The organism is Halorussus amylolyticus (assembly GCF_004143485.2).
Classification (GTDB): Archaea; Halobacteriota; Halobacteria; order Halobacteriales; family Haladaptataceae; genus Halorussus; species Halorussus amylolyticus.
Map to the genome: position 1 here is coordinate 107,379 of NZ_ML974130.1, position 12,293 is coordinate 119,671.

Consider the following 12,293-nt stretch of genomic DNA (forward strand, 5'->3'; position numbering starts at 1 on the left):
GGCTTGGTATATAAATGTACGAGGAGGAGACGAGCGGAATTGCTATGACTACTCGGAACTGCTGGCGGAAAAATCGAAGCCCGAAGTCGTCTATATGACGCGGTTCTGGAGGTAGTCGAGGTGCTTCGCGTTGTAGACGATTTTGACCTCGTCGGTCGCCGCGCTGCCGATGCAGGTCAGGCGGACGTTCTTCTCCTCGACCTCCTCGTCGGAGAGAATCTGCTGCATGTCCATGTCGATTTCGCCCTCTTTGACGATGGCGGCGCAGTTCGCACACGCACCGGCGCGGCACGAGAAGGGCCAGTCGTAGCCCTGCGCTTCCGCGGCTTCGAGGATGTACTCGCCTTCGGCGACTTCGAGCGAGCCGTAATCCTCGCCGTCGAGGCCCGCGTCGGCGGCCTCATCGAAGAGGTCGTCGTCGTCCATGTCCCAGCCCTGGTCGTCCAGCACTTCGTAATTGAGGTATTCTACGGTTGGCATCACCCGAAGTTTCGGCGGCGACATGGTTAGTACTTATTGTTTGGCCGTGACGCTCCCGATAAATCGGGATGGATTCGGACGCGAGAAACAGGTCGTCGCAGAGACTCGGACAATTCTCACTTCGTTCCGCCTCTCCGTCTACACGATGGGGACGTACCGAAACACGACGTACGCCACGACCGTCGCGATTGCGGGCACGACGTTCTGAAGCACGACGACCCGCGCGGTCGTCGCTGGCTGATACAGTTCGGCGGCCGAAGGCGAGTCGTCGGTCGCGGGCGCGTCTGCGCTCTCGACCGGCACGCCCATGCTCGACGCGGGCACGCGCGGCGTGTCCGGCACCGCGTCGGCGACGGTCGCCCGGCCCCATCCGAGACCCACGACGCTCATCGTGGCGATGACGACGAAACTCGCGGGCACGCCGAGCGCCGAGAGGACCGTCACGATGGACGCGCTCACGGTCGCCACGACGAGCGCGGCGACCAGCGGGAGGTCGGTGAGGTCGTTGCCCACGGTGTCGAGCGTGCGCCGCGCGATGGTGAACGCGCCGAGCGCGGTCGCTCCGGCCGCGAGAAAGATGCCCTGATTCATCGTAATCGCGCCGTTGCCGACGAGCGGCGCGACCGCGTTGGCGACGTTGCTCGCGCCCGCCGAGAACGCCATGTAACACCCGATAGCGACGACGAGGAGCGTGCCGCCGAGTTCGCGCGGGGTGGTGTTCGGCCCGAGTTCGGGCTTCGGAATCCCGCCGGAGGTGTCGAACGTCACCAGCGCCCCCTCGGTTCGGTTTATCGCCATTCGCTCGACGAGTCTATCGTACCAGTACCGGCCGACGACCGCGCTGACCCAGAAGCCGATGACGGGCGCGACAAGCCACCAGCCGACGATTTCGAGGACGGCGTCCACTCTGAGTTGGCCGATAGCGAGTCCGAGTCCGACGATAGCCCCGACCGCGGTCATCGACGTTGAGGCGGGCACGCCGAAGACGTTTCCGGCGAACAGCGCGAGACCGATGAACAGGAGGACGACGATGCTGACCTGCATCGTGAACGGGTCGCCCGTGACGAGGCCGCTCCCGAGGGTGTCCACCACGCGGCGTCCGAGCGTCCACCCGCCGAGGAGGAAGAAGACGCTCATCAGTCCGGCCGCCGCGAGTTTCGAGACCGCTCCGCTCCCGACTGCGGGGCCGAACGCGACGCCCGTGTTCGACCCGCCGATGTTGAAGCCCACGAAGATGGCGACAGCGATACCGACGAGGAGGACTCCGCTAATCACGGTTCGTACATCGAAGGAGACGGATTAAACGGTGTTGATTGGCTGCGCGAAATCGGTTTTGCTCTCGGCTCGAAGCTAGTAGAGCGGTTCGACGACGACGAGGTCGTGGACGAGTTCGGGAACTTTCGTCCGCCCATCCGTAGTCATGTTGACGAGACCGTAGTCTGCCAAGAGGCCCAAATCGCGCGAAACGTTTCCCGTGTCGCGCCCGACCGCGTCCGCGAGTTCGGTCACTGAATCGACATCGTGGTCCCGAAGATAGTCGAGAATCGTTTCCCGGTGTTCATCGAGTACTTCGCGAGCGTCCTCGCGAGCGAGAACGTAGACATCTCGGTGTCCGGCTTCGGTGAGGGCCTCAGCTAACGATTCTCGGCGCTGGATTTCGGGGGGAACGTCGCGTTCGCTCGGACGCTCGGCAACGGTCCACTCCGGATGGTCTTTGCTCTCGGACATCGCTCCCTTACCTTTGTTACTATTCACAAAGATAAGTGTCTTGTGATGTGCTGGACTGCTACCTCGCGTAAGCCGGTTACTTCGACCGGATTCTCGAAATAGTGGCCGGTCGCCCGACTATCGCGACTAAAAAACGTATTTTATTTATATCGTCTCGAATGACTCTTCAAGTGAATCGGTGTTTCGAGATGGAGAGGGTACAGACGACTGTCGTCGGTCACGTCGATATTCGAGACGGGAGGCGGCCCATCAAACGTCTCGTGTTTGCTGACCCCGTTCCCGAGGGGAGCGAGACTTTCAATCGCCACGACGATGCCGACCGTTGGGTAGTCGTTCTCCAAGTTCCCGGAAACCGTATCAACGAAGAGAACGCCGAAATCGTGACGATAGATAATACCGAGGGCCAAGGCGGCCACATTGATTACCAATTTCTCCCCCGCGATTCGATTCCTCGGGGAAACAAACTCGTCTGGTTCGACGGAACTATTTCGCTTCGAGAGGCCGAAATTATCGCCCAACGAAACGCGGAACACTGGACGGAGATATATAAAAGCAATCACGGACTACCCAAAACGAAGTAGCACATTTCGAAACAGACACATTCGCCACTACTGTCGAATTTCGAACCGAAAGCCCGGCAAAACGTACAGGCGTGGAAAGGGTTATCCGGACAGCCACAGTGCTGATATTTATGAAAGTCCTCGTCACGGACCCCATCGCAGACGCAGGGTTGGACCGCTTTCGAGAAGCGGGTCACGAAGTCGAAACCGCCTACGACGTAGAGGGCGATGCGCTCCTCTCGGCCGTCTCGGACGCCAACGGACTGGTCGTCCGCTCGGGAACCGAAGTCACCGAGGAGGTGTTCGAAGCTGCGCCGAACCTCGTCATCGTCGGGCGCGCGGGCATCGGCGTCGATAACATCGACATCGACGCCGCGACCGACCACGGCGTCATCGTCGCCAACGCGCCCGAGGGCAACGTCCGGGCCGCGGCCGAGCACACGGTCGCGATGGCGTTCGCCTCCGCGCGCTCGATTCCGCAGGCTCACGCCCGCCTCCGGAACGGCGAGTGGGCGAAGGGCGACTACCTCGGCACCGAGGTCAACGGCAAGACGCTCGGCGTCGTCGGCCTCGGCCGCGTCGGCCAAGAGGTCGCGAAAAAGCTCGACTCGCTCGGGATGGACCTCGTGGCGTACGACCCGTACATCAGCGAGGACCGCGCCGCCCAACTCGGCGCGGAACTGGTGGACTTAGACGAGTGTCTCGACCGCGCGGACTTCCTCACGGTTCACACCCCGCTCACGCCCGAGACGGAGAACCTCATCAGCGGGGAGGAACTCGCCCAGCTAGAGGGCGGCTACCTCGTCAACTGCGCCCGCGGCGGCGTCGTGGACGAGACCGCACTCGCCGAGGCCGTCGCGGACGGCGTCCTCGCTGGCGCGGCGGTGGACGTGTTCGCCGACGAACCCGTCTCGCCAGACAACCCCCTGCTCGACGTGGAGGACGTGGTGGTCACGCCTCACCTCGGCGCGAGCACCTCCGCGGCACAGGAGAACGTCGCCACCAGCACCGCCGACCAAATCGTCGCGGCGTTCGCCGAGGAACCGGTCGTCAACGCGCTGAACGCGCCGTCCATCGACGAGAGCGCGTTCCCCCGCGTCGAGCCGTACATCGGTCTCGCCGAGACCGCTGGCAAAATCGCGACCCAACTCCTCGACGAGCGCATCGAGTCTATCGAAGTCCACTACGAGGGCGACATCGCCGACGAGGACGTGGACCTCGTGACCGCGAGCGCCCAGAAGGGCGTGTTCCAGCCGCTCGAATGGCAGGTCAACGCGGTCAACGCGCCCCAAATCGCGGAGGACCGCGGGGTCGAAGTCACCGAGAGCAAGACCCGACAGACCGAGGACTTCCAGAGCCTCGTTCGCGTGACCGTCGGCGGCGACGACGAATCGGTCAGCGTGGAGGGAACCCTGTTCGCCGACGACGACCCCCGAATCGTCCGGGTGGACGACTACCGGGTGGACGCCATCCCGCGCGGTCACATGCTGGTCGCTAAAAACGAGGACGCCCCCGGCGTCATCGGCTTCATCGGCACCGTCCTCGGCGACCACGACATCAACATCGCGGGGATGTTCAACGCTCGCGAAGCCCACGGCGGCGAGGCGCTGACCGTGTACACGCTCGACGAGGAGGTCCCCGACGAAGCGAAGGAGGCGCTGGAGACCGACGAGCGAATCATCGAAGCCCGGTACATCGAACTCAACGGCGCGGAGTAGTCCGTCCGCCTCGGCTACAACGGCACGCTACCGTCCCGGCACGAATCGCCTAACCCGTCCGCACGAGAACTGCCGTGTCGGGTCTGTCAAAACTCCTATTTCTGGCCGTCACTTCGCTCGCTTACTCCGACGCTACGCTCGGAATACGCGTCCCATAACAAAGCCCGCGCAGGGGGTTACCTTTCGGTAATGTCCCATCAGAAAACGCGCGAGACGGACTCCGAGTACACCGTCAGGCGCTACGAGTCCGGCGACGAAACGGGCATCCGCTCGCTCTGTGGCGTCCAGTGGGACCACCGGCCGAGCGCCGACTGGTTCGACTGGAAGTACGTCGAGGACCCCTACCTCGACCACGTGCCGGTCACGGTCGCCGAGCGCGACGGCGAAATCGTCGGCACGCAGGCGTACCTCCCCTGTCGGATTCGGTGGGGCGACTCGTCGGTCCTCGCGCTCCAACCGACCGACGCGGTGGTCCACCCCGACCACCGCAGAAACGGACTGTACACGAAAATTACGCGGGAGGCAATCGACTTCTACGCCGACCGCGAACCCGCGTTCTTCTACAATTTCCCGAACGAATCCGCGCTCGGCGCACAGCAGAAACTCGGCTGGTCCGAAGTCACCGAGGTCACCAACTACTATCGGGTCCAGCGACCCACCGACACGCTCGATTCGATTGGAACCGGAAGCGCAGGGCGGGCGCTCGGTCGGGTCGCCGACTCGGTCGCCTCGGTGTACCTCGAAGCGCGCGACCGCTCGGTGGACCTCGCCGACGATATCGAGGTGGTCCGCCACTCGTCGGTCCCCGCCGAGACGTTGACGCGCCTCTACGAGTCGAGCGTCCCGCGAGAGCGACACGTCCACCGCGAAGCGCGATTCTACCGGTGGTTCTTCGACGCGCCGACCTACGACCACACGACCTACGTCGCGCGTCGCGACGGCCGACCGGTCGCGAGTCTGACCACCCGGACCCGAACCGGGCGGAAGGTGCTGGTCATGGACGCACTCCCGATGGACTCCGATTCGGCGGCGTTCGCCAATCTGCTCGCGGCGGTCGTCTCGGAAAACGAGAGCGCGACTGTCATCTCGGTGTCGGGGGCGGCGCTGTCTCGGGACCTGCTCGCGCGCTTCGGATTCGTGAGCGACGACCGGCCGGTGGTGTCGCGGGTCTGCGTCCCGAAGTACGTCGCCGTGCGACCGCTCCCTGACGGCGATTCGAGTCCGATTCCGAGAGAGGAACTCGCCGACGCCGAGAACTGGCGAATTTCGTTCGTGGAACAGACCGACTGACGGACGAGGGACTCAACTTCGCTCAGAAGTCTCCGATGCACCTGCCGGAAAACGAGAGTCCGGATGCCTCCGGCGCAGTAAACGGTGGCGTCGGTGACTACCGAAGCCATCGCTTCAGTCGCGCGAGCAGGCCGGACTCCTGTCTGCGTCCGGTCCACTCGAAGTCGTCGTTCTCGCCGTCGATGTGCTTGCGGTACGACTCGGTTCGGGCGGTCAGAATCTGCTCGTTGCGCGCGACCACCGCATCGAGTTGGGCCTCCTTGCGCTCGACCTGTCGTTCGAGACACGCCACCTCGTCCTCCAGTTGGGCGCACTCGGCCAGCAGGCCCTCGTAGTCGCGCTCGTACCGCCGACAGAGCTGTTCGCGCCACTCGTCGAGTTCGGGGCGAAGTTGTTCGTAGATGCGTTGCGGACAGACCACCACGACTAATTCGTCGTCCCTCCGTTCCGATGGCAGTGCGTTCTCTCCGGGTTCCGTCTGGGCGGTCGGGTCGTGAGCGTGGTCGGGGGTGTTGGTGCTCACGTAACGACACACGCTACCAAGGGGCAAAAAACCGCGTCAGTCCGGCGTCGGACGCGTCTGACGCCCGCGAGACGGGCGTTCGGTCACTATTCCGCGAGATGTGCGAGCACGTCGTCGGTGTCGTTCGGAACCGGCTCGGGGGCGGCCCCCGCGGCCGCGGCCGCGTCGGGGTCTTTCAGCAGGTGGCCGGTCGTGAGACAGACGACCTGCTCGTCGGGCGAAATGTCGCCCGATTCGCGGAGTTTACGGAGTCCGGCGACCGACGCCGCGCTCGCGGGCTCGACGCCCACGCCGTCGCGAGCGAGCGCGCGCTGGGCGTCGGTAATCTCCTCGTCGGAGACAGCGACCGCAGTGCCGCCCGTCTCGCGAATTCCGGGGAGCGCCTTCGGCGCGTTGACCGGGTTGCCGATTCGGATGGCGGTCGCGCGGGTCTCGACGTCCTCCCAGCGGCGCACTTCGTCGCGACCGTCTTCGATTGCCTCGACCATCGGGGCCGCGCCCTCGGCCTGCACGCCGGTCAGCGCCGGGACCTCCTCGGGGGTCAGCTCTCCGGCCGCGACCAGTTCGCGGAACGCCTTGAACAGCGCCGCGGTGTTGCCCGCGTTGCCGACCGGCAGGACGATTCGGTCGGGGAGGTCGCCCGTCTGGTCGCGGAACTGCTCGACGATTTCGAGGCCGATGGTCTTCTGACCCTCCAGTCGGAAGGGGTTGAGCGAGTTCAGGAGGTACGCCTCCCCGCGGTCGGCGAGGTCCGAGACGATGTCGAGGCAGGCGTCGAAGTTGCCATCGACCTCCAGGATTCGCGCGCCGTGGAGGCTGGCCTGTGCGACCTTTCCGGCGGCGACCTTTCCGGCGGGCAGGAGGACGAGGACCTCAGTTCCGGCTCGCGAGCCGTAGCACGCGAGCGCGGCGCTGGTGTTGCCGGTCGAGGCGCACGCCAGCCGACCCACGCCGAGTTCCTCGGCGACCCGGACGCCGACTGTCATGCCCCGGTCCTTGAAGCTCCCGGTGGGGTTCATTCCCTCGTGCTTGATGCGGAGGTCGGCGACGCCGACCTCCGCTTCGATGGTGGGCACCGAATACAGCGGGGTGTCGCCCTCCTCGATGCTCACACCCGATTCGAACGGGAGCGCGTCGGCGTAGCGCCACACCCCTCTCGTCTCCGATTCTGCGAAGTCCTCGAACGTCGGCAGGTCGGCGTATCGAACTTCGAGCAGGCCGTCGCAGTCGGGACACTGGTATCGGACTTCCTCGAACGGTGCGCCGGTCCAGTCGCATTCGATGCAGGTCAGCCACACGCCGTCGTCGGCGTGGTCCGGCGGCGACTCGGCTCCGGCGTCGGCGAGCGTCAGGTCGGTCATTGGCAGGGGACAGGCGACCGAGCGGCAAAAAGGGGCCGGTCGGCGGCAGATTTGCCTCGTCGCTCCCGGGTGGTCGCTTGACTCGCGCTCGAAAAATTAGGGAACGCGGTTTCTCTGCAATCCGGTATCAGTAGCAGAGATTGTCGCAGACGCACTGTGCGCTCACGTCACCGATGCTCATGCACTCGCCCGCGAAGGCGACGCCGGAACTGCCGACGACGAGGAGTGCGGACAAGAGTACCAGTATCAGGCCAACTCTGATTGATTGCTTCATGCTTCACGTTACCATATATTTTAACCACATATAAATCTATTTGTAAAGCATCGCAAAATACTCTCGCGAGGAAGTCACGTTCGTCGCCCCGTCTCGATGCATCTGCCTTTGCGAGTGACTACGCCGGGACCGGACGCTCGACCGTTCTCTCGTCGTCTTCGAAGGCGCGGTCGAGGTGCGTGCCGATTTCCGCGACGGCCTCCCACGCCGGTTCGACTCTCGGTTCGGCGAGGTTCGTGAAGAACGAGTGGACCATCCGGTCGTAGTTGGTGTGTTCGACCGGAACGCCGTGGTCCGCGAGTCGCTCGGCGTACGCGATGCCCTCCTCTCGAAGCGGGTCGAACTCGGCCGTGAGAACCGTCGCGGGCGGAAGGTCACTTAGGTCGTTCGCGCGGAGCGGCGACGCGTACGGACTCATGCCGTCAATGTCGGTTTCGAGGTAGTGGTCCCACGACCACGCCAAATCGGGTTCGGTGATGAAGTAGTTCCCGTCACCGCTCGGTTCGTCGGCGAACTCGAACGAGAAGGTCGTCGTCGGGTACACCAGCACCTGGTAGTCGATGTCCGGCCCGCGCTTGTCGCGCGCGAGAAGCGAGACCGCGGCCGCGAGGTTCCCGCCCGCGCTGTCGCCGCCCACCACGATTCGGTCGGGACGACCGTTCAGTATCTCTGTCCGGGAAGCCGCCCACTCGACGACTGCGTAGCAGTCTCGGAGACCCGCCGGGAATTTGTGTTCAGGTGCGAGTCGGTAGTCCGGTGCGACGACCACGCAGTCGAGTTCGTCCGCTAGCACCCGGCAGACCGGGTCGTAGGATTCGACGTCGCCGAGAAGAAAGCCCCCGCCGTGCATCCACACGAGGACCGGAAACGGGCCGTCGCCTTCGGGCGTGTACACTCGAATCGGGACGCTGTTGTCGTCGGGTCCGGGGACCACGCTGTCGCTGACGTTCGCGAGCGATACGAGTTCGCGTTCGACCGAGAGGAACTCGGCGTAGCCCTCGCGCGCCGCTTCGACCGGGAGCGTGTGGAGTGGTGGTACTTCGGACACGACCGCCTCGATGTCGGGGTGTGGCTCTGACATGCTCTGTCTGTCCAGGTTTAATTACAAAAGTATTGTTATATCTATATTCAGCTGGAACTGCTAAAAATAGGCTTTAGAGGCCTTTAGACGACACCATATAATAAATAATATTTTATCTGAAAATATATGGGACAGAATACGTTGTACTCAGAGGGTATGATAAATGCTACCTTGACTGAAAACAGATTCGACGTCGCTCGACGGCGTTTACACGTCCGGCACTGCTGGCGCGCGGTCGCGAGTACGGACTGCCCAGTCGGAGTTGCCACGGAAGTTACAGCGCGATTTCGGGTCCGCCTCTGATTCCGCTCGACTCCGGGGTCGAATGCGCCGGTCTTCTACTCGCCGGGTGACTGGTTTCCGCTTTTCGGCGATTCTGCGACCCTCTCCCGACTCAGTTCTTCGCCGAAAACCATGCTCTCGGGCGCTGTCGTGTCCGTTTCCTTCGAATACGTATATCTTCGCTGACGGCTTTCTCTCTCACATGGCACAAACTACCACTGAGACGACGGTCGGTCGAACGACGGTACGAAACACGTGGTCGAGCGCCGCAATCGCGGGTCTCGCGGGGGGACTCGCCTTCGGTATCCTCCTTCAGGCGATGGGGATGATGCCGACAATAGCGGCGCTCTACGGCGGCGAGAGCGCCGCAATCGGATGGCTGGCTCACCTGTTCCACAGCGTGGTGTTCGGTCTCGTGTTCGCGGCGCTCGTGGTCCGAACCGACTACCGGGACACCGACGCCCGAACGCTCTCGCTCCTCGGTGCGGGCTACGGGGTCGTCCTCTGGGTCGTCGCCGCCGCCATCGCGATGCCCCTGTGGCTCGGCGCGCTCGGACTCGACGCGCCCGCGATTCCGAACCTCGATGTCGCCAGCCTCGCTGGTCACCTCGTTTACGGCGTGGTCCTCGGCGCGGTGTTCGCCGCCGTGAGAACTCGGCTGTACCGTCGCGAGAAAGCGCCCGCAGTCGAGTAAACGCTCGCCCGTAGCCGAGTGAACGGTACCGTACCTTTATTATCGAATCTGTGGTCCCGTTCGTGGGATTGCTACCTATGAGAACATCCACGACCGTGCTGCTGCTTCTGACAGTCGTCGTACTCGCGCCGTCGGTTTCGGCGACCCATGTCTCCGGAAACGCTGGCCAACACATCGCAGGAAGCGCTGTCCAACAGGCCTGCGAGGAGACCGACGAGTACGACGTCATCGAACTGGAGGCCGAAAACTACGACGGGTCCGACAGCGACCAGTCCGAATCGCCGTTCGAAGTCGTCGCCGACGAGACGGCTTCCGGCGGCGAGTACGTCCGCGCGCCGAACGCGACCGCGGACCGATACCTCTCGTCGCCGACTCGGAGCGACGCGTTCGAGAACAACAGCATCTCGTACACCTTCGACACCTCCGTCGAGGACGAGTACGTCGTCTGGGGCCGAACCGTCGCCCCGAACGGGACCAGCGACTCGTTCTGGGTCGCGGTGGACGACGGCGAGCCGAGTCGGTGGTTCGTTCCGCAGTCCACCGAGTGGGAGTGGCGTCGAGTCAACGTCACCACTATCCTCGGAGCAGACGAGAACGTGACCTACAATCGCACCCTCGTCACGACTCCGCTCGCGCCCGGCGAACACACGCTTCACCTCGGCGTCCGAGAGGCCGAGACGAGACTCGACACACTCGTCGTGACGAACGACCCGGACTGCGTCCCGGCGTCAGACGACTAATTCGGTGGTCTCACACCGCTCCGAGCAGATGCGCCAGCAGCGCCTTTTGGGTGTGCATCCGATTCTCGGCCTGTTCCCAGACGATTGCGCGCTCGCTTTCGAGCGCGTCGTGGCTGATTTCCTCGCCGCGGTGGGCGGGAAGGCAGTGCATAACCGCGGCGTCGGGCGCGCCCGCGAGCAGGTCGTCGTTCACTTGAAAGCCCGCGAAATCCCCCAACTTCGCCTCGCGCTCGTCCTCTTGACCCATGCTGACCCACACGTCGGTGTACACCACGTCGGCGTCTGCGACGGCCTCCTCGGGGTCGTTGACGACCGCGGGCGCGGTTCCGCGGTCGGCGGCGCGCGCGAGAACGTCGTCATCGGGTTCGTAGCCCTCGGGTGTCGCCATCGTGAGGTCGATTCCCGCCATCGCACACCCGACCGCGAACGACTGGGCGACGTTGTTGCCGTCGCCGACCCACGCCGCGGTCACGTCGTCGAAGCCGCCGAACTCCTCGTAGATGGTGAACAGGTCGGCGAGCGTCTGACACGGGTGGGCGTCGTCAGAGAGACCGTTTACCACGGGAACCGTCGCGTTAGCCGCCATCGTTTCGAGCGCGCCGTGGTCGAACACGCGGGCCATCACCGCATCGACGTACCGCGAGAGGACGCGAGCGGTGTCGGGAATCGGTTCGCCGTGGTCGAGGTGTGTCGCGTCCGGCCCGAGAAAGACGGCGTGGCCGCCCAACTGGGTCATTCCGGTCTCGAACGAGAGCCGAGTTCGCGTACTCGGCTTCTCGAACAACATGCCGAGCGTCCGATTCGGCAGGACCGCGTGGGGTTCGTTCGCGTGGTGTGCCTGCTTGAACTCCGCCGCGGTCGAGAGCACCGCGGCGAGTTCGTCGTCCGAGAGGTCGTCCACGTCGAGGACGTGCTGTGCGGTCGGTTGCGGCGTCGATTCGGTCGCGTTCGGTTTCGGTTCGGTCGAGTCTGACATCGTTTGAGTCGTGGGCTGAGTCGCGTCGTCGGTCATGATTGCAGGTCTTCGGCGACGGCTTCGAGGACTTCGACCGCGCGGTCGAAGTCTCCGAGGTCGAGGCGTTCGTCTGGTGCGTGGTCCAACTCCGAGTCGCCGGGACCGTAGGTCGCCATCGGGCAGTCCCACGCTCCGGCGTAGAGGTTCATGTCGCTGGTTCCGGTTTTGCGGAGTAATCGAGGGTCGCTCCCCGCTCGTCGGATTGCGACTCGGAACGCTCGCGCCACTTCGGTTCGGGGGCTCTCCATCACGGGCGGAATCGGGTCGTTCCACGAAATCTCGCCGCCGTCCAACGCCGACTCGACCGTCTCACGAATCGCGTCGGCCGACGCGCCCGGCGGAATCCGGAACTGTGCGTCCACCGTCGCTTCGACCGCGAGACCGTCGTCGGCGGTGCCGCCAGAAACCTCGACGGGCTTGGCCGTGACTTGCTCGAAGACCGGCGCGTCGGCGTTCGCCTCGGCGAACGCCGACTCCACCCGAGACCACCACGCCCATTCCCGGGGTAAAGCGTTGGGGTGGGGCCGGGGGGGGTGGGCCGCAACGG

14 protein-coding genes are annotated in these 12,293 nt (G+C 64.3%); 4 read left to right on the forward strand and 10 right to left on the reverse strand.

Annotation, left to right across the window (positions count from 1 at the left end; genetic code table 11):
* Nucleotides 1-90: 90 nt before the first annotated feature.
* The 4 genes from fer to EKH81_RS00545 form a co-directional block, all read right to left on the reverse strand.
* Nucleotides 91-480, reverse strand: a complete 390-nt coding sequence (gene fer / locus EKH81_RS00530) for a ferredoxin Fer (RefSeq protein WP_132059288.1) — start codon at nt 478-480, stop codon at nt 91-93.
* Nucleotides 481-618: 138 nt separating this feature from the next.
* Entirely contained in the window at nt 619-1,755 is a 1,137-nt protein-coding gene (locus tag EKH81_RS00535; protein ID WP_132059289.1) for an inorganic phosphate transporter, read from the reverse strand.
* A 75-nt stretch (nt 1,756-1,830) separates the two neighbouring features.
* Nucleotides 1,831-2,208 (reverse strand): HVO_A0114 family putative DNA-binding protein, encoded by a 378-nt coding sequence (locus EKH81_RS00540; RefSeq protein ID WP_202935025.1) that lies wholly within the window; start codon nt 2,206-2,208, stop codon nt 1,831-1,833.
* 140 nt (nt 2,209-2,348) lie between these two features.
* Nucleotides 2,349-2,726: a hypothetical protein gene (locus EKH81_RS00545; protein ID WP_132059290.1), complete on the reverse strand. Its 378-nt coding sequence runs from the start codon at nt 2,724-2,726 to the stop codon at nt 2,349-2,351.
* 173 nt (nt 2,727-2,899) lie between these two features.
* Here EKH81_RS00545 and serA point away from each other — a divergent pair, with 173 nt between their 5' ends.
* Nucleotides 2,900-4,486: a phosphoglycerate dehydrogenase gene (serA, locus tag EKH81_RS00550; RefSeq protein ID WP_132059291.1), complete on the forward strand. Its 1,587-nt coding sequence runs from the start codon at nt 2,900-2,902 to the stop codon at nt 4,484-4,486.
* A 189-nt stretch (nt 4,487-4,675) separates the two neighbouring features.
* Nucleotides 4,676-5,776, forward strand: coding sequence for a GNAT family N-acetyltransferase (locus EKH81_RS00555; RefSeq protein ID WP_132059292.1), 1,101 nt, complete (start codon nt 4,676-4,678; stop codon nt 5,774-5,776).
* 97 nt (nt 5,777-5,873) lie between these two features.
* Here EKH81_RS00555 and EKH81_RS00560 read toward each other — a convergent pair whose 3' ends face one another.
* The 4 genes from EKH81_RS00560 to EKH81_RS00575 all read right to left on the reverse strand — a co-directional run bounded on the left by EKH81_RS00560 (nt 5,874) and on the right by EKH81_RS00575 (nt 9,015).
* Entirely contained in the window at nt 5,874-6,299 is a 426-nt protein-coding gene (locus tag EKH81_RS00560; RefSeq protein WP_132059293.1) for a hypothetical protein, read from the reverse strand.
* Nucleotides 6,300-6,385: 86 nt separating this feature from the next.
* Nucleotides 6,386-7,660 carry a threonine synthase gene (thrC, locus tag EKH81_RS00565; protein WP_132059294.1) on the reverse strand — a complete coding sequence of 425 codons (1,275 nt, stop codon included), beginning with the start codon at nt 7,658-7,660 and terminating at the stop codon, nt 6,386-6,388.
* A gap of 127 nt (nt 7,661-7,787) precedes the next feature.
* Entirely contained in the window at nt 7,788-7,934 is a 147-nt protein-coding gene (locus tag EKH81_RS00570; protein ID WP_162224333.1) for a hypothetical protein, read from the reverse strand.
* 118 nt (nt 7,935-8,052) lie between these two features.
* Complete coding sequence (locus EKH81_RS00575) at nt 8,053-9,015, reverse strand: alpha/beta hydrolase (protein WP_132059295.1); 963 nt, start codon at nt 9,013-9,015, stop codon at nt 8,053-8,055.
* Between the two features lie 484 nt (nt 9,016-9,499).
* Between EKH81_RS00575 and EKH81_RS00580 the strand changes: the two genes are divergently transcribed.
* Entirely contained in the window at nt 9,500-9,991 is a 492-nt protein-coding gene (locus EKH81_RS00580) for a hypothetical protein (RefSeq protein ID WP_132059296.1), read from the forward strand.
* 77 nt (nt 9,992-10,068) lie between these two features.
* Nucleotides 10,069-10,731, forward strand: coding sequence for a hypothetical protein (locus tag EKH81_RS00585; RefSeq protein ID WP_132059297.1), 663 nt, complete (start codon nt 10,069-10,071; stop codon nt 10,729-10,731).
* A gap of 10 nt (nt 10,732-10,741) precedes the next feature.
* Here EKH81_RS00585 and argF read toward each other — a convergent pair whose 3' ends face one another.
* Nucleotides 10,742-11,707, reverse strand: a complete 966-nt coding sequence (gene argF, locus EKH81_RS00590; protein ID WP_132059298.1) for an ornithine carbamoyltransferase — start codon at nt 11,705-11,707, stop codon at nt 10,742-10,744.
* 32 nt (nt 11,708-11,739) lie between these two features.
* A partial coding sequence (locus EKH81_RS00595; RefSeq protein ID WP_162224475.1) for a M20/M25/M40 family metallo-hydrolase occupies nt 11,740-12,293 on the reverse strand: 554 nt, incomplete at its 5' end.

Bases quoted from the DNA above. Each gene is read 5' to 3' on its own strand.
- fer (WP_132059288.1), bottom strand. From the start codon at position 480: ATGCCAACCGTAGAATACCTCAATTACGAAGTGCTGGACGACCAGGGC.
- EKH81_RS00540 (WP_202935025.1), bottom strand. From the start codon at position 2,208: ATGTCCGAGAGCAAAGACCATCCGGAGTGGACCGTTGCCGAGCGTCCG.
- serA (WP_132059291.1), top strand. From the start codon at position 2,900: ATGAAAGTCCTCGTCACGGACCCCATCGCAGACGCAGGGTTGGACCGC.
- EKH81_RS00555 (WP_132059292.1), top strand. From the start codon at position 4,676: ATGTCCCATCAGAAAACGCGCGAGACGGACTCCGAGTACACCGTCAGG.
- thrC (WP_132059294.1), bottom strand. From the start codon at position 7,660: ATGACCGACCTGACGCTCGCCGACGCCGGAGCCGAGTCGCCGCCGGAC.
- EKH81_RS00570 (WP_162224333.1), bottom strand. From the start codon at position 7,934: ATGAAGCAATCAATCAGAGTTGGCCTGATACTGGTACTCTTGTCCGCA.
- EKH81_RS00575 (WP_132059295.1), bottom strand. From the start codon at position 9,015: ATGTCAGAGCCACACCCCGACATCGAGGCGGTCGTGTCCGAAGTACCA.
- EKH81_RS00580 (WP_132059296.1), top strand. From the start codon at position 9,500: ATGGCACAAACTACCACTGAGACGACGGTCGGTCGAACGACGGTACGA.
- EKH81_RS00585 (WP_132059297.1), top strand. From the start codon at position 10,069: ATGAGAACATCCACGACCGTGCTGCTGCTTCTGACAGTCGTCGTACTC.
- argF (WP_132059298.1), bottom strand. From the start codon at position 11,707: ATGTCAGACTCGACCGAACCGAAACCGAACGCGACCGAATCGACGCCG.